We start from the raw sequence: 17,776 nt of genomic DNA, 5'->3' as shown, positions 1-17,776 counted from the left end.
GGGCGAGGTCGGTGGGTTTCATTCTTCGATCTTGGCGAATTCAACAATCTTCTTGTACTTGGCCACTTCGGTGGCCAGGAACTGGTCGATGTTCACGGTGGGGGCGGCCACGGTGGAGCCACTGGCTTCCATCTTTTTCTTGAACTCGGGCGACTGCAGGCTGTCGGCCAGCGCCTTCTTGAGCTTGTCGAACACAGGCTTGGGCAGGTTGGCGGGTGCCATCAGTGCAAACCATGTGCCGATGTCCACGTTCTTGTACTGGGGCGTTTCGGCCAGCGCGGGGATGTCGGGGGTCACGGCCGAGCGTTTGGCCTCGGTGGTGCCCAGGGCAATCACTTTGCCGCTCTTGATGTGCGGCAGGCCGCTGGAGAGCACGAAAACGCCGTACTCCAGGTTGTTGCCCAACAGGTCGTTGGTGAGCGGTGCCACGCCCCGGTAGGGGATGTGGGTCATGAACAGCTTGCCCTGCTCCTTGACCATCTCGCCCGCCAAGTGCAGCGAGGTGCCCACGCCCGAGCTGCCGTAGCTGAACTTGCCGGGGTTCTTCGATACCTTCTGCGTGAACTCGGCCAGGTTCTTAACGCCCGTGCCGGTGGACGCCACCAGCACCAGGGGCTGTGAGGCAATCAGGCCGATGGCGGTGAAGTCCTTGATGTCGTACTTGACCTTCTTGGTCACCAGCTTGTTGATGGCGATCTCGTTGCTGGCGCCCACCAGCAATGTGTAGCCGTCGGGTGCGCTGCTGGCAACCTTCTGCGCCCCAATGGCACCGCCCGCGCCGCCCACGTTCTCGATCACCACCGGCACGCCCAGCTTGTTACCCAGCTCGGTGGCCACCGTCCGGGCGGTCAGGTCGGTGCTGCCGCCGGGTGGGTAGCCCACGACGATGGTGATGGGCTTGCTGGGGTAGGCGTCCTGCGCCAGCGCAGGGGCTGCGCCGAGCAGGGCCAGGCCGCACAGGAGCGCCACGCGGCGCAGGGGAAGTGTGGGTTGCATGGGGTGTCCTCGTCGTGGATCGGGGGTTGTGGCCCGATTGTGCGAAGCCCCTGGCGCTGGCTTGGTGCCGAAATGGCACCATTTTGTGCCAATGTGGTTCGGCGCCTTGATGAAAACCCTGTGCTCCGCTCGGAGGACCCACCCAGGTTCAGCGCTGCGCCAGCGCCTTCCACATCGCCTCGGCCAGCGGGCCCAGGCGGCGTTTGGGGCGGTACAGGCGCACATCAAACCGCACCTCCATGCGCGCATCCCCTGCCAAGGCCATCCGCTGGGCCTGGCAGTCGGCGTGCACCATGGACCAAGGCAGCCAGGCCACGCCCAGGCCCTTTTGCACATATTCATAGTGCGCGTCGGCCGAGTCGCATTCCACCACCCGCTGCAGCCGGGGCGCGTGCGGGTTCTGGGCCAGGTGGTCCTCTACCAGGCGCCCCAGCGCCAACTGCGGGGCGTAGGCCAGGTAGGGCACGCGCGTGGCGTCGGGCCCGAAGCGGTGCAGCGCCTGCCCCTGCGCGGTGGCACGCGACACGGGAACGAGCCGGTCTGAGGCCACTGTCACATGCGTGAACTGGCGCGCGTCCAGGCGCACGGCCAGCGTGGGGTGGTGATAGACGAGGGAAAAATCGGCCTCGCTGCGCTCCAGCATGGCCACGGTGTCGGCCAGCGCCCGCGTACGGACGCACAGCTCGCCGCCCTGCAGGATGGGCTGCATGCGCACCAGCCAGTCGGCCACCACGGTGCGCGCCAGCGTGCGGCCTGTGGCCAGGGTCACGGTGCGGGCTTGGCGCCCCGCCAGACTTTGCAGCTCCTCGTGCGACTGCGTGAGGTTGCGCACCATCTGCCCGGCGGTGTCCAGAAAACTCTGCCCCGCAGGCGTGAGGGTGACAGGCCCCCCGCCCCGCTCCACCAGCGGCGTGCCCGCCCAGGCCTCCAGCGCGCGGATTCGGCGGCCAAATGCGGGGTGGGTCACATGCCGCAGCTCAGCGGCGCGGGTGAAGCTGCGCTCCTGCGCCAGCACGATGAAGTCCTCCAGCCACTTGAGCTGCATGGGAGTGCGGTGGTGGCTGAGGGGGCTGGGAGGTCGCTGTGGCGCGTGGGGCTCTAGCGGCTGCGCGAGGCTTCGAGCACCGCGCGGGTGTGCTGGGCCGCCGTGCGCGCTGCGGCCGCAAAATCCGCGCCCTGGGAGGCGTACAACACGGCGCGCGAGGAGTTCACGATGATGGGTCCGTCGTTGCGCAGCCCGGCACGCACGGTGGCGGCTGCGTCGCCGCCCTGGGCGCCCACGCCGGGGATCAGCAGGGGCAGCGTGGGGGCGATGGCGCGCACGCGTTCGATCTCCTGCGGGTAGGTCGCGCCCACCACCAAGCCCAGCTGGCCGTTCTTGTTCCAGGGGCCCTGCGCCAGGCGAGCCACATGTTCGTACATCAGCGGCTGGCCTTCGATGCTGGCCAGGCGCTGGTTCTGCAGGTCGTCCCCGCCCGGGTTGGAGGTGCGGCACAGCAGGAAGGCGCCCTTGCCGTGGTAGGCCAGGTAGGGCTCGATCGAATCAAAGCCCATGAAGGGAGACAGCGTGACAGCGTCGGCGCCATAGCGCTCAAAGGCCTCTTTGGCGTATTGCTCGGCGGTAGAGCCGATGTCGCCGCGCTTGGCATCCAGGATCACCGGCACCTTCGGCGCGTTGGCACGCATGTGCTGCATCAGGCGCTCCAGCTGGTCTTCGGCGCTGTGGGCGGCAAAGTAGGCGATCTGGGGCTTGAAGGCGCAGACCAGGTCGGCCGTGGCGTCCACGATGGCGGCGCAAAAGTCGTAGATCTTGCGCGGGTCGCCCTGGATCCCTGCAGGGAAGCGGGTGGGCTCGGGGTCCAGGCCCACGCACAGCAGGGAGTTGTTCTCGGCCGTGGCGCCGCGCAGCATATCGATGAAGTTCATGGGGCGTGATTTTAGTGGGCGCCCCCATCGCATCCCTTGCCGGTCCATCTGGCGGGCTGTGGCTCGTCGTGACAGTGAAAGAGTCAATGATCCTGCGGGCATGAAAAAAGGCCGTCAAAACGGCCTCTTTCTCTTGTCTTTGCAGGCGGGGCCTGCGGGTGCGGCAAGCCGCTCAGCGTGGCACAGCCAGCAGGCGCTGCACGTCGCGGTCGTTGGGCAGTGCGTAGTCGTGGCCACGCACGATGCGGCTGTCTTCGGTGCGCACCAACTTCAGGCTCACGTAGGTGTAGTTGGCAGCGGCCGAGTAGGTACCCACGAGCACCATGGAGGCGTTGTGGTTGCGGGCGATATCCTTGATCTCACGCGACAGCAACAGCTCACCTTGGCCTTCGCGCACGAACACGTCGCCGCGCAGCTTGATTTCCTTCACATTGAAACCGCCAGCTGCCATGCTGGTGGCGTATTGCTCGGACAGCGTGCGGCCCAGGGGCGCAGCGCGGCTCAGGTCGTTGACGTTGACCACGGTGGCCACGAGCACGGGGCCTGCGCCCAGGGCGTTCATGTCAAAGCCAGTGGTCAGCTTGGTCACGGCGTCGCGGCTAGTCTGGATGAACTGGCTGCTGGCGGCTTCCTGGTAGGTGGGCTCGGCGCGTGTGGGCACGGCGTTGTTGGCACAACCGGCCAGAACCGCGCCGGCCAGCACCGTCAGAAGAAGTGCGGGGGTTTTCATTGCGAGACAACCTTCATGTTGACGTTCTTGTACGAGGGGCGCGTGAACAGCGGGGTGTCAGCGTTTTCCAGGTAGTACACGTCGGTCTTGCGGGCCAGATACTGGCCACCGCGCGTGACGGTAGTGGTCAGGATCAGCTCGGTGTTGGTAGGGCCGCCCGAGTTGATGCTGTTGGCATAGTCGGCAGCAATCGTCAGGCCCAGGGCTGCGGCCATCTGGGCATCAATGTGCTGGTGGCGCAGGCCGTGTGCTGCAAACAGGCCCGCAGCCAACATGGTGAATTGGCCAGGAATGAAATGGGGACGGTCGCTGTTGTGGCGCACGACCTGGATTCCGTAGGAGATGTCCAGCGTCTGGCCGGGGCTTTGCTGCACCACGGCGCCGTTCTGGACCAGCTTGGTGATCAGGAACTCTCGGAACGCGGTTTCAAACTGCGTGGCATTGGCTGGCAGCGACACATGCATCGGTGTGCCTGGTGCAACACCGGCCTTGTCCAGGGTACCCAGCGTCTGGCCGACCACATCGCGCGACACCAAGTCCCAGTGGCCTGCAGAGCGGACCTTGGGTTGCGAGGTGTATTCGAAATTTTCCGCAACGGGAATAGGCGCTCTCTGTGCGCACCCAACCAAAGTTGCTACAGCGCCAGCCAGAACGGCCAAGCTGATGGCCTTTGAAAACGACATGATTCCCTCCTACGGACTAAATTTGCGAGGATCTGGACAGATACAGCCCGCACGATTGAAAAATAATTCTGGGCGGGTTCCTCAACAAAAACAAGAAAAAATTACGCTAACTGCGCTCCGCCGTACACAGTTCGTTGTTTTTGGTCACAGTTGTGTGTCGCTGCAAGGCACGCTGGGCCAAATAGCCCAGTCTGCCTTGCATTTGCTTACACAGAAGCGGCTGCGCGCTGCTCCAGGATGTCGAAAGCAGGCAGTTTTTTGCCTTCCAGCACCTCCAGGAAGGCGCCGCCGCCAGTCGAGATGTAACCCACCTGTTTCTCGATGCCGTACTTGGCGATGGCGGCCAGTGTGTCGCCCCCCCCCGCAATGCTGAACGCGGGCGACTCGGCAATTGCTGCGGCAAGGGTGCGGGTGCCGTTTTCGAACGCGGCAAACTCGAACACGCCCACGGGGCCGTTCCAGACGATGGTGCCTGCAGACTTGAGCTGGGCAGCCAGGCGCGCGGCGGTGTCGGGGCCGATGTCCAGGATCAGGTCGTCGGGTGCCACGTCGGTGGCGGCTTTCACGGTGGCGGGTGCATCTGCGGAAAAGGCCTTGGCCACCACCACGTCGGTGGGGATCGGCACCTCGGCGCCACGCGCCTTCATGGCCGCCATCACGGACTTGGCAGCGTCCAGCAGGTCAGGTTCGGCCAGGCTCTTGCCGATGGGCAGGCCCGCGGCCAGCATGAAGGTGTTGGCAATGCCGCCGCCAACGATGAGCTGGTCCACCTTGTCGGCCAGGCTTTGCAGGATGGTGAGTTTGGTGGACACCTTGGAGCCCGCCACGATGGCTGCCAGCGGGCGCTGGGGCTGGGCCAGGGCCTTGGTCAGGGCGTCAATTTCGGCCGACAGCAGCGGGCCCGCGCAGGCGACGGGGGCGAACTGGGCGATGCCATAGGTTGTGCCTTCGGCGCGGTGGGCGGTGCCAAACGCATCGTTCACGAAGATGTCGCACAGCGCGGCCAGCTTGCGGGCCAGTTCTTCCTTGTTTTTCTTTTCGCCCACGTTCAGGCGACAGTTCTCCAGCAGCACAACCTGGCCGGGCGCCACCGTGACGCCGTCCACCCAGTTCGCCACCAGTGGTACATCGCGGCCCAGCAGCTCAGACAGGCGCTTGGCTACGGGGGCCAGCGAGTCCTCGGGCTTGAATTCACCTTCGGTCGGGCGGCCCAGGTGGCTGGTCACCATCACGGCGGCACCGGCATCCAGCGCCATGCGGATGCAGGGGATCGAGGCGCGAATGCGGGTGTCTTCGGTGATGTGGCCCGCGTCGTCCTGCGGGACGTTCATGTCCGCGCGAATGAAGACGCGCTGGTTGCGGGCCTTGCCCTGGGCGCACAGATCGGAAAAGCGAAGGATGTTCATGGGAGAGGGTGGTGTGAATCGGTCTTGTCGTCCGCCATTTTAGTGAGCGAGGTCGGGGCGGCTCCCAGGCACTTGCCAGTGCACCCGTGGAACTGGCTTTGCCAGGCCACCGGGTGCGCCCCCCTCCGGGGGAAGGCGCCAAGGGCGCCTCAGGGGGGCTTCCTCACCTACCAGCCCCAGCCTATGTGCAGTGGCAGGTATACCGCCATGCCCACCACGATCGTGCCCAGGATGCCCCGGCGCCAGAAGTAGTAGGCGCTGGCGCACACCACGGCGGGCAGGCGGGCATCCATGAAGGTGTTGATGAGTTCACCCTGGGTCATGAGGATCTCGGGCGCTATCACCGCCGTGAGGGCGGCCAGGGGGGCGTACTTGAGCCCGCGCTTGAGCCAGCCGGGCAGCGGCAGCTCGCGATCAGGGATCATGAAGAAGGAGCGCGACACCACGGTGATGACCGCCAGGCCCACGATGGCTACGAAAGGCTCTACCCAGGACCAGCTCATTGGAGAACCTCCGTGCTGCACTCTGAGGTGCGCGTTTGCGTGGGGCGGCCCGGCGCTGCGCTCATGGATGGCGCTCCTCGCGCAGGGGGACCACGTCGCCCGCTTCTACATGCTCAAGTTCTCCGGGCGGCATGACGCTGTCGGCGGGTACCAGCAGCAGCTCGGGCTTGTGGCGGCGGCGGTCCACCGCCTCCATCAGCAGCCCGGCGGCCACGGCGGCGGCCAGTGCCACCAGGATGTTGAGCTTGAGCGGCAGTGCAAAGGCGGCAATCGCGGCCGTGGCGGCAACGCCCGTGGCCAGCCAGGTGGCCCGGTCAAACAGCAGCGACAGCAGCACGCCCAGCAGCGCCAGCACCCCGGCAAACCCCAGCCCCCAGGACAGCGGCACGGCATTGGCCAGCAGGATGCCCGCAATGGACGGCACCTGCCAGGCCAGCCAGTTGGTGCTGGCGGCGCCCCAGAAGTAGGGCACCTGCTCGGGCGCGGGGCGCGGCTCGGGGAAGCGCTTCATGAAGGCCACATAGATCACGTCGCCGCTGAAGTACCCGAGCGCCAGGCGCTGGCGCAGCGGCAGGTGGGCGAAGTAGCTGCGCCACATGCTGCTGAAGATCACAAAACGCAGATTCACGCAGGCTGCGGTGAGCCACACCACCCACAAGGGCGCACCCACCGACAGCAGGGGGATGACCGCCAACTGCGCACTGCCCGCATAGACCAGCAGCGACATGAACACCGCCATGCCCACCGGCATCCCGCTCTTGACCATGGCCACTCCTGTGACCAGACCCCAGGCGGCAATGCCCAGTGACGTGCCCGCCATGTCGGTGACCGCTAGCCGGAACGACGGGTGGCGCACGGTGCTGCGCAGGGGCGTGAGCACGCTCATGCGGTGGAAGTGCCCAGCACCATGCCGGGCTGCAGGTCGAACCCGCGCAGGAAATCGGCCGCAGGCAGCCGTTTGCCCCCCGCGCGCTGCAACGTTGTCAGGCGCAGGGCTGTGCCTGCACCACATGCCACCAGAACGCCGGTGTCGTCTATAGAAAGAATAAGGCCTTTGCGCGCGCCTGTATTGACTTTTGTGCTATCAATAACATAGCTCCAGATCTTGATGATTTCGCCGCTGGACTCGGTGCTGGCGCCCGGAAACGGGTCGAAAGCGCGGATACGCTGGCCGATCACCGTGGCGGGTTGGGACCAGTCGATGCTGCTTTCGGTCTTCTCGATCTTGTGGGCGTAGGTGATGCCTTCGGCGGGCTGGGGCACAGGCTGCAGACCGCCGCAGGCCGCCAGCTCGAGCGCCTCCACAATCATGCGGCCACCCAGGTGGGCCAGCCGGTCGTGCAGCGTTGCCGTGGTGTCGTTGGCGGTGATGGCCAGTCGCTCGGCGAGCAGCATGTCACCCGTGTCCAGCCCCGCGTCCATCTGCATGATGGTGACGCCGGTGTCGGCGTCGCCCGCCTCGATGGCGCGGTGGATGGGGGCGGCGCCGCGCCAGCGTGGCAGCAGGCTGGCGTGGATGTTCAGGCAGCCCAGGCGCGGCATATCCAGGGTCCACTGCGGCAGGATCAACCCGTAGGCGGCCACGACCATCACATCGGCCTGGGCGGCCAGCAACGCATCGCGTGCGGCGGCCGCGTCTTCGGGGTATTTGCCGTCAAGTCGCAGGCTGCGCGGTTGCGCCACGGGGATCCCGTGGTCCAGCGCACACTGCTTGACAGGCGAGGCCTGCAGCTTCATGCCCCGGCCCGCAGGGCGGTCAGGCTGGGTAAGCACCAGAGGGACGGTGAACCCTGCCGCCAGCAGTCGCTCCAGCGCCACGCGGGCAAATTCGGGGGTACCGGCAAAAATGACTCTCATGGATGGCTGCATGCGGGTGTCTGGGGAGCGTTCAATGGTGCAACCGCTCAGTCGCGCGCATTGTCGAAATTGGGGAGTTCGTCGGTGAACAGCACCTGCCGCACCACGCCTTGGCGGTCCAGGTGCACATGGGCCAGGCGCAGGTCGGAGTTATGGCGGAAGCGGTAGGTCCAGATGTCGCCATCAAACCGCGCCACGCGCTCCACCCGCAAAGGGGCGCCAAAGGTGCGCTGAACGTCGGCGGAGGTCCAGGTGCCCAGCGGTAGGTTCTCGAAACGAGTCTGGGTCAGCACCTGTTCGTTGCGCAGCAGCCGGCCGCTGGCGTCGAAATCGAGGGCGTAGGCCGCAAAGCCTGCAGGCAGTTCGGAATACAGCAGCCGCTCGCCGGGAGGCAGCGCGAAGGTCGCGCTGGGCGGCCCCAGGCGGGCCAGCACATCAGCACGCAGTGCGCCGGGCCGCTCACGGGCAGGCAGCGCGCAACCGGCAAGGTGCATGAGCAGCGCCGCAAACGCTACCCGCGCCAGCACTCCGCCACCCCGCAAGGCGCAGAGCGCTGATGGCCTCACTCGCGCGCCTCCCGTTGCTGCTTGATCATCTTGGTCTTGATGCGGTTGCGCTTGAGGGGCGAGAGGTATTCCACGAACACCTTGCCCATCAGGTGATCCATCTCATGCTGGATGCAGACCGCCAGCAGGCCGTCCGCCTCAATGACCCGGGACACGCCCTGGGCGTCGAGCGCCTGCACATGCACGGCGTCAAAACGTTCCACGCCGTCGTAGATGCCGGGGACGGACAGGCAGCCTTCGTCGTTTACATGCTTTTCTGCACTGGTCCAGACGAGTTCGGGGTTGATCAGCACCAAGGGCTGGTCGCGTTCTTCGGACACATCGATCACCACCAGCCGTTCGTGCACATCCACCTGGGTGGCGGCCAGGCCTATACCGTGGGCGTCGTACATGGTGGCCAGCATGTCGGCCACCAGCGCACGGATGCGGTCGTCCACCACCGCTATGGGGCGTGCGACCTTGTGGAGCCGGGGGTCCGGGTAACAGAGAATGGGAAGGATTGCCATGGCTGCAGGTAGGAGATGTCGCTATTTTCGCCACTTTTACAGTCTGCTGCAGCGTTGCTGGCCAATAATCGTTGCCGAATCAAGGGCTTGAGCAGAGAATCTAAGAAGGTTTGTAACGTAGTTACCCGGGTGCTCGCATGCTGCAGGCACCGGGTTGCCAGTGAGGGGGCGTTTCACAATGCATGAGAAAAGGAACAACATGACGGCATTCACCAGCGTGCGGCGGACCGCCCTGGGCGCGCTCACCATCATCGCTGGCGCCCTGCTGGTCATGCCGGCTCAGGCGCAGAACTACCCGATCTCCAGCGGCCAGCGCGCCACCGCACAACAGGTGTCCGAGCGGGGTGTGCCTCTCGAAGAGCTGGCACCCAATGCGCCCGACAGCTATACCGTCAAGCGCGGGGACACGCTCTGGGGCATCTCGGGCATGTACCTCAAGCGCCCCTGGCGCTGGCCCGAGCTGTGGGGCATGAACCTCAAGGCCATTCCCAACCCGCACCTGATCTTCCCGGGCCAGACCCTGTATCTGGAAAAAGACGGTGGTTATGCCCGACTGCGCACCAGCCGCCCTGGCGCAGCGGGCGAGCCCGAAACCGTGCGTGTGTCGCCACGCACGCGCAGCGACAGCCTGGTGGATTCCGCACTCCCCACCCTCAAGCCGCACCTGATCGAGCCCTTCCTGGTCGAGCCGCTGGTGGTGGATGAACAGACGCTGCTGCGCGCCCCGCGCGTGATCGCCACGACCGACGAGCGCGTGCTCATGGGGTCGGGTGACCGCGTCTATGTGCGTGGAGATGCCGCCTCGCCCATGCTGGCTGAAGCTGGTGAACCGCGCTACTACCGCGTCTTCCGCAATGCGGTGGCCCTCAAGGACCCGATGACGGGTGCAGTGTTGGGCTACGAGGCGCAGTACGTGGGCAAGGCTGAACTGGTGCGTGGCGAATCCTTCGAGGAAACCCCCAATGGCAAAGGCGGTTACAACGCCGAGTACGTGCCCGCCACGGTAGACCTGTCGGCCACCAAGGAGGAAGTCCAGGCGGGTGACCGCCTGCTGCCCGCACCCGCGCGCGCTTTCATGAGCTACACGCCGCGGGCGCCCGAAGTTGAGGTGGACGCCCGTGTGGTGTCCATCTACGGCAGCTCTGCCGTGGCCTATGCCGCGCAAAACCAGGTGGTGGCCATCAACATGGGCTCTGAAGACGGCGTGGAGCCTGGCCATGTGCTCAGCCTGATGACCAAGGGCGACCGCATCAAGGACACCACCGACAAGGCCAAGCCCATGGTCAAGCTGCCCAGCGAAATCAATGGCACGGCCATGGTGTTCCGCACCTTCGAGCGCGTGTCTTATGCGCTGCTCCTTGAAATCCGCAACGGCGTGCGCGTAGGCGATCGCCTCGTCAACCCCAAGTAAGTCGCGCGCCTTCGCGCCGATGGGAGCTGCTGGTCTTGGTAAGAGGCGGCGGCTCCAGACTGTGCGTGGAGTGGCTTGAAACCCATGGACCATGAAGAGCTGGGGGCTTGGCTGCGTTTGACGCTGTCCCCTGGCGTGGGCAACGGCGCCGCGCGGCGGCTGCTATCCCGCTTTGGGCTCCCACAAGCGATTTTCCGGCAACCCGAGGCTGTGCTCCAGCAATGTGTGACCAGCGCCCAGGCGCGGGCTTTGTGTGTGGTTCCCGCCGCCTGGCAGGCCTTGTGGGACACCACCACACAATGGCTGTCTGGAGCGGAGCCGGAGGGCCCGGCACGTGCCATCGTTACCTTGGGTGATGCTCGTTACCCGCAGTCCTTGCTGGACACGGAAGATCCTCCGCTGCTGCTGTACCTCACCGGCCCAATGCAGCTGCTCGCGCACCAGCCTTTTCCCCGTGACTGTTGCTTGGCGGTGGTGGGCAGCCGCAACCCTACCGCCCAGGGTGCCGAGAACGCCCGCTTGTTCTCGCAGGCGCTGCACGGTGCCGGGTTGACCATCGTCTCGGGGCTGGCCCTGGGCGTAGATGCTGCGGCACATGAAGGTGCTCTGGATGCGTCTGTGGCGGGCGCTTCGGTGGCCGCCACCATTGCCGTGGTCGGCACCGGCCTGGACCGGGTATACCCCCGCAAGAACCTGGATCTGGCACGCCGCATCGCAGACCGGGGGCTGCTGGTCAGCGAGTATCCGTTGGGAACGCCGCCGCTGGCGGCCAATTTCCCCAAACGCAACCGCATCATCTCGGGCCTGTCCCAGGGCACATTGGTCGTCGAGGCTGCCTTGGCCTCGGGTTCCCTGATCACGGCCCGGATGGCGGTCGAGCAGGGGCGGGAAGTTTTTGCGATCCCTGGGTCCATTCATGCGCCTCAATCCCGGGGCTGCCACGCACTGATCCGACAGGGTGCCAAACTGGTCGAGTCGGCGCAGGACGTTCTCGAGGAACTGCGGTTCCCGGCCACCACGGTACCGGGTTTGCCGCAAGAGCCCGTCGAAGTGGGAGCTATGGCAGTCGAGCATGCAGAAGATGCGTCAGAAGATAACCCCGTGCTCGCAGCACTGGGGTTTGACCCCCTGGGCCTCGACGCCCTGGTGGCACGCACCGGCATGGATACGGCTTCATTGCAAGTGATGCTGCTGGAGTTGGAGCTGGATGGCCGTGTAGCGCGCCTGCCCGGGGGGCTCTTCCAGCGCCTGGGGCGAGGCTAGAGCTGAGATCCGCGAGGCAGGTGCGGGCATCGCCCTAAGTTTCATGGCTTCGGTGGCAGGGCCACCCTGGACCATGAAAATCATTTCATCCTAAGTGGCCACCCGGCTGCACAGAGGGCTGTCAGTCCAGCAAACGTTCGGGGTTGGCATCCAGCTTGGCAAGGGCGTCGCGGGTGGCACGCAGAGTCAGACCCTCTTCGTCCTGGGCGACGAGCAGGCCGGCCTGCAGGTAAGCGGCCAGACGGCGCAATTGGATCAGGTAGCTGCTGCCATCGACCGCAGCGAACAAGTGCAACTGTTTGCGCTGGCTCTGCCAGGCGTATTGCACCTGGGCCGACGCCCCGTTGTGGTCCAGCGTGTACCAGGTGCCAGGCTGCAGCTCCTGCGCCCACACCACCATGGCATCGTCCACTGGCGCGCCGTTGTCGGCCACTACATGAATGGACGATGCATCAATGCCCAGCATCATCTCTATGTTGTCGGCATTGAGTGGCATGTCACCCAACGCTGCGTCGCTCATGAAGTCCTCAAGGTTGGCCAGGCGTTTGGCCATGGCCTCGATGTGCGCCTGCGGGATCGAGGCTGTTTTGGACAGGAATGCATCTGCCAGTGTGTCGGTCAAGGTCTTGACCTGCGCGTCCTGCTCGGGGCCGGTGACACCGAGCAGCGTGAGGCCTTGGCGCAGGCGCTGCAGCAGGCCCGGCAGGTTCTGAATGACTTGGGCACGGTCACTGCGGTTGGGTTTGGCGCTGGCGGCCCAGACCAGGTCGGCAGCGGTGCGTTTGAACGCCACGGTGTCGGCGTGTTGCGGGCCATCGCGCACGGCCGACAGGGCTAGCACCTCGGCCCAGGTCTTGAACAGGAACTCCCGGATCTCGTCTCGTACTGGCATGTCGCGCAGCATGGTGCGCAGTTCGATCGTGTATTGGATCGCCAGGGTTTCACGCTGCTCCACCTGCTGGGCGACGCTGACCAGGCGGGACGTGGCCTGCTTTTCGGTGAGGAACTTGGAAAGGAATTTTTCGAACTCGTCGTGCACGAGCTGGAACACCCGACGGCCAGTTTCAGGGTACTGTTCGATCACCTGCACCACGCGGCGGATTTCGACCTCCAGGGCGCTGCCGTTGATGCTCGTTGAGTCAAAGCCGAGCACACAGGCGCCCATGCGGTCGATCAGCTTTCGGGCGGGATGGTCGAGGTTGCTGAAGAACTCGGGTTCGGCGAGAGCCACGCGCAGAACGGGCACCTGCAGACGCGCAAACCACACGCGTACCGCCGGTGGAATGCGGTCTTCGGCGAGGATACTTTGGAACATCAGCGCCACCACCTCGATGATGGCCTTTTCGCCGGTGGTGGCGGCCTTCTTCTTGAGCTCCGTGGACCGCTCCCGCACTGTACCTGCCAGCTGTACTACAGCGGCCGGGCTGTAGTCCTCCATCAGCGTGGCGACACTGCTGTAGTAGGTATCGGCATGCACGCGGTGGGCTGTGAGTGCATGGGCCAGTGCCGCCGAAGCGGGCGGTGCATTGACCATGTCAAACCCTGTGGCGGGCTGTGTGAGCAAGCGGCGCAGCTGGCCCATAACCCCCTGCGCACGCTGGCGGGCGCGTGCCAGCGGGGTCATGCCTGTGGCAAAACCGGTGTGCATGCCGTGTCGGGGGTAGCCGGGTGGCAACAGGGGCTGGCGCGGCATCTGCGTCGGGAAAGACTGCTTGCCACGCGCTGCTGCCATCGCCTCGCGAGTCTGCGCCAGGGCCTGCGAGGCAAGGCCGCCGGAGCCGGAGTCGCCACCGCCGCTGCCCGTCACGGTCCCGCCGCTGGTGCGCCGTACACGGGACTTCAGGTCTGCCTGCGGGGTGATTCCCTGCTCCACATAGAACACATTGACAGCTTGGTAATGCTTCTGGAGCAGGTTGGCCAAGTCGCGCTGCAATGGGTCCACCACGGTTTGCAGGTCGGTGCGGGACAGGCCGGACTCTACCCACTGCTCGACCATCAGCAGGCACACGGCGTCGGGCCGAAGAATGTCGTTGCTGTAGAGTTCCTGGCCCTCCAGGGACTGGGTGCGCTGGCGCAGGGTGTCAAACTGGGGGCCGACCTGCTCGGTAATTGTCAGGGCCATGCGTGAGGCCAGGATCTTGTTTTCCACCACGTCGTCGCTGAGCAACTCGAACTGGTTGCTAGCGGCGCTGCCGGTGAGATGCCCTCCGGTGCTGCTGATGTGGGAGGCCAGGGCTTCCTGCCATGCCTTGGCGGTGCGCTGGATCCAGGTGGCATGCAGTTGCTGGTACTGGAGCCATGCGTCCCGGTGCGACTGCATTTCGCGTGCCGTGCCCGTCTGGCTCATCAAGTTGGCCAGAAACTCCTGGATGGTCTTGCCCAGTCCTGGGAGTCCGGAGCACAGGCCCTCTACGAACTTCTGGCGCGCCTGTCGGGCCAGGCGACGCTGTGGAACGGAAGAAGGCGTGGGCTGCATGGGCAGATATTAGCGGGTCAAACGGTCGCTCCGGCATGGGGATCGTTGGGGTCCCCCTCCTTTTTGGCAGGCTTGACAAGATCCTCACGCTTGACCCCAAGCCACATGGCGATGGCTGCCGCCACAAACACAGAGGAATAGATACCAAACAGAATCCCGATGGTCAGTGCCATGGCAAAGTAATGCAGGCTGGGGCCACCAAAGAAGAGCATCGCCAACACCATCGCTTCGGTGGAGGCGTGGGTGATGATCGTGCGACTCATTGTGCTGGTGATGGCGTGGTCGATCACCTCGTGGGTGGTCATCTTGCGGTATTTACGGAAGGCCTCGCGGATCCGGTCGAAGATCACCACTGACTCGTTGACCGAGTAGCCCAGCACGGCCAGCACGCCCGCCAGCACCGCCAGCGAGAACTCCCACTGGAAGAATGCGAAGAAGCCCAGGATGATCACCACGTCGTGCAGGTTGGCAATGATGGCCGCAACGCCAAACTTCCACTCGAAGCGGAACGCCAGGTAGATCACGATGCCTACGACCACCATGGCCAGCGCCATCAGCCCGCCATGTACGAGTTCCTCGCCCACCTGCGGGCCCACGAACTCCGTGCGGCGCAGCGTGACCTCGGGGTCGGCAGCCTTGAGGGCGCTCAGAACCTGCTCGCTTTGCTGCGCGGAGGTGACGCCCTTTTGCACGGGCAGCCGGATCATCACGTCGCGGGCGGTGCCGAAGTTCTGCACCTGCACTTCGGGGTAGCCCAGGGCTGAGACGGTCTCACGGACTTTGGCCAGTTCGGCGGGCTGGCTGTAGGCCACTTCCATGACCGTGCCGCCCGTGAACTCCACCGACAGGTGCAGTCCGCGCGTGATCAGGAAGAACACGGCGAGCGCGAAGGTGATGAAGGAGATCGCGTTGAAGATCAACGCGTGCTTCATGAAGGGGATGTCTTTTCGGATGCGGAAAAATTCCATGATTTTTATCCTTATGCTGGAATTTTCAGAGGAAGCTCATATGCGCGCAGCGCATGTGATTCTGGAACTAAGAATTCCATGGTCTTCCTCCTTTAGTTCGTCTTTGCCACAGCGCTGTCGGGTTCAGGCTTCCACACCTGGCCGATCGATACGCTCTTGAGCTTCTTCTGGCGGCCGTACCACAGGTTCACCAGGCCGCGCGAGAAGAACACGGCCGAGAACATGCTGGTCAGGATGCCAATGCAGTGCACCACGGCAAAGCCGCGCACCGGACCGGAGCCGAAAGCCAGCAATGCCAAGCCCGCGATCAGCGTGGTCACGTTCGAGTCCAGGATGGTGGCCCAGGCGCGTTCATAACCCGCGTGGATGGCGGCTTGTGGCGAGACCCCGTCGCGCAGCTCCTCGCGGATGCGTTCATTGATCAGCACGTTCGAGTCAATGGCCACACCGATCGCAAGTGCCATGGCGGCAATGCCTGGCAGCGTGAGCGTGGCCTGAAGCATGGACAAAATGGCCATCAGCAACAGCACATTGACAGCCAGCGCCACGGTGGAAAACACGCCGAACAGCGTGTAGTAGATGCACATGAACACGGCAATCGCCACCATGCCCCAGACCACGCTGTTAATCCCGCGCTCGATGTTGTCGGCGCCCAGGCTTGGGCCGATGGTGTATTCCTCGATGATCTCCATGGGGGCGGCCAGCGAACCTGCGCGCAGCAGCAGGGCAGTGTCATTGGCCTCGGCTGTGGTCATGCGGCCAGAGATCTGCACGCGGCCGCCGCCGATTTCGGAGCGGATCACGGGGGCTGTGACCACTTCGCCCTTGCCCTTTTCGAACAGCACGATGGCCATGCGCTTGCCGATGTTCTCGCGCGTGATGTCCTTGAAGATGCGCGAACCCTTGGCATCCAGCGTCAGGTTCACGGTGGGTTCCTGCGTCTGGCCGTCAAAGCCGGGCTGGGCATCGGTCAGGTTCTCGCCGGTAAGGATCACCTGCTTCTTGACGATAACGGGCTGGCCGTTGCGCTCCAGGTAGCGTTCGGAGCCAAACGGCACCGGGCCTCGGCCGGTCTCGGCAGCGCGGGCTTCGGTGCCTTCGTCCACCAGGCGCACCTCCAGTGTGGCAGTGCGACCCAGAATGTCTTTGGCCTTGGCGGTGTCCTGCACGCCAGGCAACTGCACCACGATGCGGTCCAGGCCCTGCTGCTGGATCACCGGTTCAGCCACGCCGAGTTCGTTGATCCGGTTGTGCAGCGTCACCATGTTCTGCTTGAGTGCCTGCTCCTGCACCTTGCGCGTGGCTTCGGGTTTGACGGCAACGCGCAGCTTGAATTCGGTGCCCTCAGGGGTGCTGGCCACCTGCAGGTCGGGGAACTGGTCCGCGATCAGGTTGCGGGCTGCCGTGAGCGTGGCCTCGTCGCGCACCTTGATTTCAATGTTTTGCCCTTCGCGGCTGATGCCGCCGTGGCGGATGCTCTTGTCGCGCAGCGCAGTGCGGATGTCACCGGCATACGACTCGGCCTTCTTGGTCAGCGCGGCCTGCATGTCCACCTGCAGCATGAAGTGCACACCGCCACGCAAGTCCAGGCCCAGGTACATGGGGTTGGCGTGCAGGGCCTTGAGCCACAGGGGCGAGCGCGATACCAGGTTCAGCGCCACGATGTACGAGGCATCGTTGGCGTCGGGCACCAGCGCCTTCTGGATGGCGTCCTTGGCCTTGAGCTGGGTGTCGGGCGTGTCGAAGCGCGCACGCACCGAATTGCCTTCCAGCGCTACGAAATCGGGCGTGACGCCAGCGGCTTTCAGGGCCTCTTCCACCCGCTGCTGCACGGCGGTGTCCACCTTGACGGTGGCCTTGGCCGACGACACCTGCACGGCAGGGGCTTCGCCAAAGAAATTGGGCAGGGTGTACAAGGCCCCCACCAGCAGCACGATCACCAGGATCGCGTACTTCCAGACCGGATAACGGTTCATGTTTACGCCTTTTCCACGCCCTGCCAGCGAATGCTGTGCAAGGGCCGCCCCGCTGCGCTGGCCCCGTTACCCGGTCTGCACGCAGCGCGAGCGACGGGTGGTGTGCAGCGCCCGCAGGGGCTGTTCATTGATTACTTGACGGAGCCTTTGGGCAGGACCTGCACCACGGCACTGCGCTGGATCTGCACTTCCACGTTGCTGGCGATCTCAATGTGCAGGAAACCTTCGGACAGGCGTGTCACCTTGCCCAGAATGCCCCCGGCGGTGGCCACTTCATCGCCCTTGGCGATGGCGTCGATCATGGCGCGGTGTTCCTTCTGGCGCTTCATCTGGGGGCGGATCATGACGAAGTACAGCACCACAAACATGAGCACCAGAGGCAGCATGCCCGTGAGCGTGGACATCATGTCACCGCCACCAGCGGCTGCGGCAGGTGCGGTTTGGGCAAAAGCGGAAGAAATAAACACGGACTGGACTCCACAACGGATGGTCAAAATACACAAAAACCG

17 protein-coding genes are annotated in these 17,776 nt (G+C 64.8%); 2 read left to right on the top strand and 15 right to left on the bottom strand.

What is annotated here, in order from left to right:
• Positions 1-18 precede the first annotated feature (18 nt).
• From DBR12_RS05115 to def, 11 genes are all read right to left on the bottom strand, one after another.
• Complete coding sequence (locus DBR12_RS05115; RefSeq protein WP_108616264.1) at positions 19-996, bottom strand: tripartite tricarboxylate transporter substrate binding protein; 978 nt, start codon at positions 994-996, stop codon at positions 19-21.
• A 148-nt stretch (positions 997-1,144) separates the two neighbouring features.
• Complete coding sequence (locus DBR12_RS05110; protein ID WP_108616263.1) at positions 1,145-2,041, bottom strand: LysR family transcriptional regulator; 897 nt, start codon at positions 2,039-2,041, stop codon at positions 1,145-1,147.
• Between the two features lie 53 nt (positions 2,042-2,094).
• Complete coding sequence (gene pyrF, locus DBR12_RS05105; RefSeq protein ID WP_108616262.1) at positions 2,095-2,922, bottom strand: orotidine-5'-phosphate decarboxylase; 828 nt, start codon at positions 2,920-2,922, stop codon at positions 2,095-2,097.
• Positions 2,923-3,094: 172 nt separating this feature from the next.
• Positions 3,095-3,652 (bottom strand): FlgO family outer membrane protein, encoded by a 558-nt coding sequence (locus tag DBR12_RS05100; RefSeq protein WP_108616261.1) that lies wholly within the window; start codon positions 3,650-3,652, stop codon positions 3,095-3,097.
• Positions 3,649-4,335 (bottom strand): hypothetical protein, encoded by a 687-nt coding sequence (locus DBR12_RS05095; protein ID WP_108616260.1) that lies wholly within the window; start codon positions 4,333-4,335, stop codon positions 3,649-3,651. Before DBR12_RS05095 ends, DBR12_RS05100 begins: the two co-directional genes overlap by 4 nt.
• Before the next feature lie 206 nt (positions 4,336-4,541).
• Complete coding sequence (locus DBR12_RS05090) at positions 4,542-5,741, bottom strand: phosphoglycerate kinase (RefSeq protein WP_108616259.1); 1,200 nt, start codon at positions 5,739-5,741, stop codon at positions 4,542-4,544.
• A 167-nt stretch (positions 5,742-5,908) separates the two neighbouring features.
• Entirely contained in the window at positions 5,909-6,244 is a 336-nt protein-coding gene (locus DBR12_RS05085) for an AzlD domain-containing protein (protein WP_108616258.1), read from the bottom strand.
• A 61-nt stretch (positions 6,245-6,305) separates the two neighbouring features.
• Positions 6,306-7,130 (bottom strand): AzlC family ABC transporter permease, encoded by an 825-nt coding sequence (locus DBR12_RS05080; RefSeq protein WP_108616257.1) that lies wholly within the window; start codon positions 7,128-7,130, stop codon positions 6,306-6,308.
• Positions 7,127-8,101 carry a methionyl-tRNA formyltransferase gene (gene fmt / locus DBR12_RS05075; RefSeq protein WP_108616265.1) on the bottom strand — a complete coding sequence of 325 codons (975 nt, stop codon included), beginning with the start codon at positions 8,099-8,101 and terminating at the stop codon, positions 7,127-7,129. Before fmt ends, DBR12_RS05080 begins: the two co-directional genes overlap by 4 nt.
• Before the next feature lie 47 nt (positions 8,102-8,148).
• Complete coding sequence (locus DBR12_RS05070; RefSeq protein ID WP_369861355.1) at positions 8,149-8,595, bottom strand: hypothetical protein; 447 nt, start codon at positions 8,593-8,595, stop codon at positions 8,149-8,151.
• 68 nt (positions 8,596-8,663) lie between these two features.
• Positions 8,664-9,173 (bottom strand): peptide deformylase, encoded by a 510-nt coding sequence (gene def / locus DBR12_RS05065; RefSeq protein ID WP_108616255.1) that lies wholly within the window; start codon positions 9,171-9,173, stop codon positions 8,664-8,666.
• Between the two features lie 199 nt (positions 9,174-9,372).
• On the opposite strand from def, the gene DBR12_RS05060 reads away from it, so the two are divergent.
• Both DBR12_RS05060 and dprA read left to right on the top strand, forming a co-directional pair.
• On the top strand, positions 9,373-10,584 hold the full coding sequence (locus DBR12_RS05060) for a LysM peptidoglycan-binding domain-containing protein (protein ID WP_108616254.1): 1,212 nt from the start codon (positions 9,373-9,375) through the stop codon (positions 10,582-10,584).
• Positions 10,585-10,668: 84 nt separating this feature from the next.
• A complete protein-coding gene (gene dprA, locus DBR12_RS05055) occupies positions 10,669-11,847 on the top strand; it encodes a DNA-processing protein DprA (RefSeq protein WP_108616253.1) in 1,179 nt (392 codons plus the stop codon).
• Positions 11,848-11,968: 121 nt separating this feature from the next.
• Here the strand turns inward: dprA and DBR12_RS05050 are convergent, their stop codons facing one another.
• From DBR12_RS05050 to yajC, 4 genes are all read right to left on the bottom strand, one after another.
• Positions 11,969-14,323 (bottom strand): DUF1631 domain-containing protein, encoded by a 2,355-nt coding sequence (locus DBR12_RS05050; protein WP_108616252.1) that lies wholly within the window; start codon positions 14,321-14,323, stop codon positions 11,969-11,971.
• A gap of 17 nt (positions 14,324-14,340) precedes the next feature.
• Positions 14,341-15,291, bottom strand: a complete 951-nt coding sequence (secF, locus tag DBR12_RS05045; RefSeq protein WP_108616251.1) for a protein translocase subunit SecF — start codon at positions 15,289-15,291, stop codon at positions 14,341-14,343.
• A gap of 92 nt (positions 15,292-15,383) precedes the next feature.
• Positions 15,384-17,267 (bottom strand): protein translocase subunit SecD, encoded by a 1,884-nt coding sequence (gene secD, locus DBR12_RS05040; RefSeq protein WP_108616250.1) that lies wholly within the window; start codon positions 17,265-17,267, stop codon positions 15,384-15,386.
• 131 nt (positions 17,268-17,398) lie between these two features.
• Positions 17,399-17,734, bottom strand: coding sequence for a preprotein translocase subunit YajC (gene yajC, locus DBR12_RS05035; RefSeq protein ID WP_094289651.1), 336 nt, complete (start codon positions 17,732-17,734; stop codon positions 17,399-17,401).
• Between the last annotated feature and the right edge of the window lie 42 nt (positions 17,735-17,776).

This window comes from Acidovorax sp. HMWF029, assembly GCF_003060895.1.
Classification (GTDB): domain Bacteria; phylum Pseudomonadota; class Gammaproteobacteria; order Burkholderiales; family Burkholderiaceae_C; genus Acidovorax.
This window is presented reverse-complemented; position numbering and strand designations above follow the sequence as displayed.

Coding starts and splice junctions, on each gene's coding strand:
- DBR12_RS05115 (WP_108616264.1), bottom strand. CDS start 996: ATGCAACCCACACTTCCCCTGCGCCGCGTGGCGCTCCTGTGCGGCCTG.
- DBR12_RS05110 (WP_108616263.1), bottom strand. CDS start 2,041: ATGCAGCTCAAGTGGCTGGAGGACTTCATCGTGCTGGCGCAGGAGCGC.
- pyrF (WP_108616262.1), bottom strand. CDS start 2,922: ATGAACTTCATCGATATGCTGCGCGGCGCCACGGCCGAGAACAACTCC.
- DBR12_RS05100 (WP_108616261.1), bottom strand. CDS start 3,652: ATGAAAACCCCCGCACTTCTTCTGACGGTGCTGGCCGGCGCGGTTCTG.
- DBR12_RS05095 (WP_108616260.1), bottom strand. CDS start 4,335: ATGTCGTTTTCAAAGGCCATCAGCTTGGCCGTTCTGGCTGGCGCTGTA.
- DBR12_RS05090 (WP_108616259.1), bottom strand. CDS start 5,741: ATGAACATCCTTCGCTTTTCCGATCTGTGCGCCCAGGGCAAGGCCCGC.
- DBR12_RS05085 (WP_108616258.1), bottom strand. CDS start 6,244: ATGAGCTGGTCCTGGGTAGAGCCTTTCGTAGCCATCGTGGGCCTGGCG.
- DBR12_RS05080 (WP_108616257.1), bottom strand. CDS start 7,130: ATGAGCGTGCTCACGCCCCTGCGCAGCACCGTGCGCCACCCGTCGTTC.
- fmt (WP_108616265.1), bottom strand. CDS start 8,101: ATGAGAGTCATTTTTGCCGGTACCCCCGAATTTGCCCGCGTGGCGCTG.
- DBR12_RS05070 (WP_369861355.1), bottom strand. CDS start 8,595: ATGCACCTTGCCGGTTGCGCGCTGCCTGCCCGTGAGCGGCCCGGCGCA.
- def (WP_108616255.1), bottom strand. CDS start 9,173: ATGGCAATCCTTCCCATTCTCTGTTACCCGGACCCCCGGCTCCACAAG.
- DBR12_RS05060 (WP_108616254.1), top strand. CDS start 9,373: ATGACGGCATTCACCAGCGTGCGGCGGACCGCCCTGGGCGCGCTCACC.
- dprA (WP_108616253.1), top strand. CDS start 10,669: ATGGACCATGAAGAGCTGGGGGCTTGGCTGCGTTTGACGCTGTCCCCT.
- DBR12_RS05050 (WP_108616252.1), bottom strand. CDS start 14,323: ATGCAGCCCACGCCTTCTTCCGTTCCACAGCGTCGCCTGGCCCGACAG.
- secF (WP_108616251.1), bottom strand. CDS start 15,291: ATGGAATTTTTCCGCATCCGAAAAGACATCCCCTTCATGAAGCACGCG.
- secD (WP_108616250.1), bottom strand. CDS start 17,267: ATGAACCGTTATCCGGTCTGGAAGTACGCGATCCTGGTGATCGTGCTG.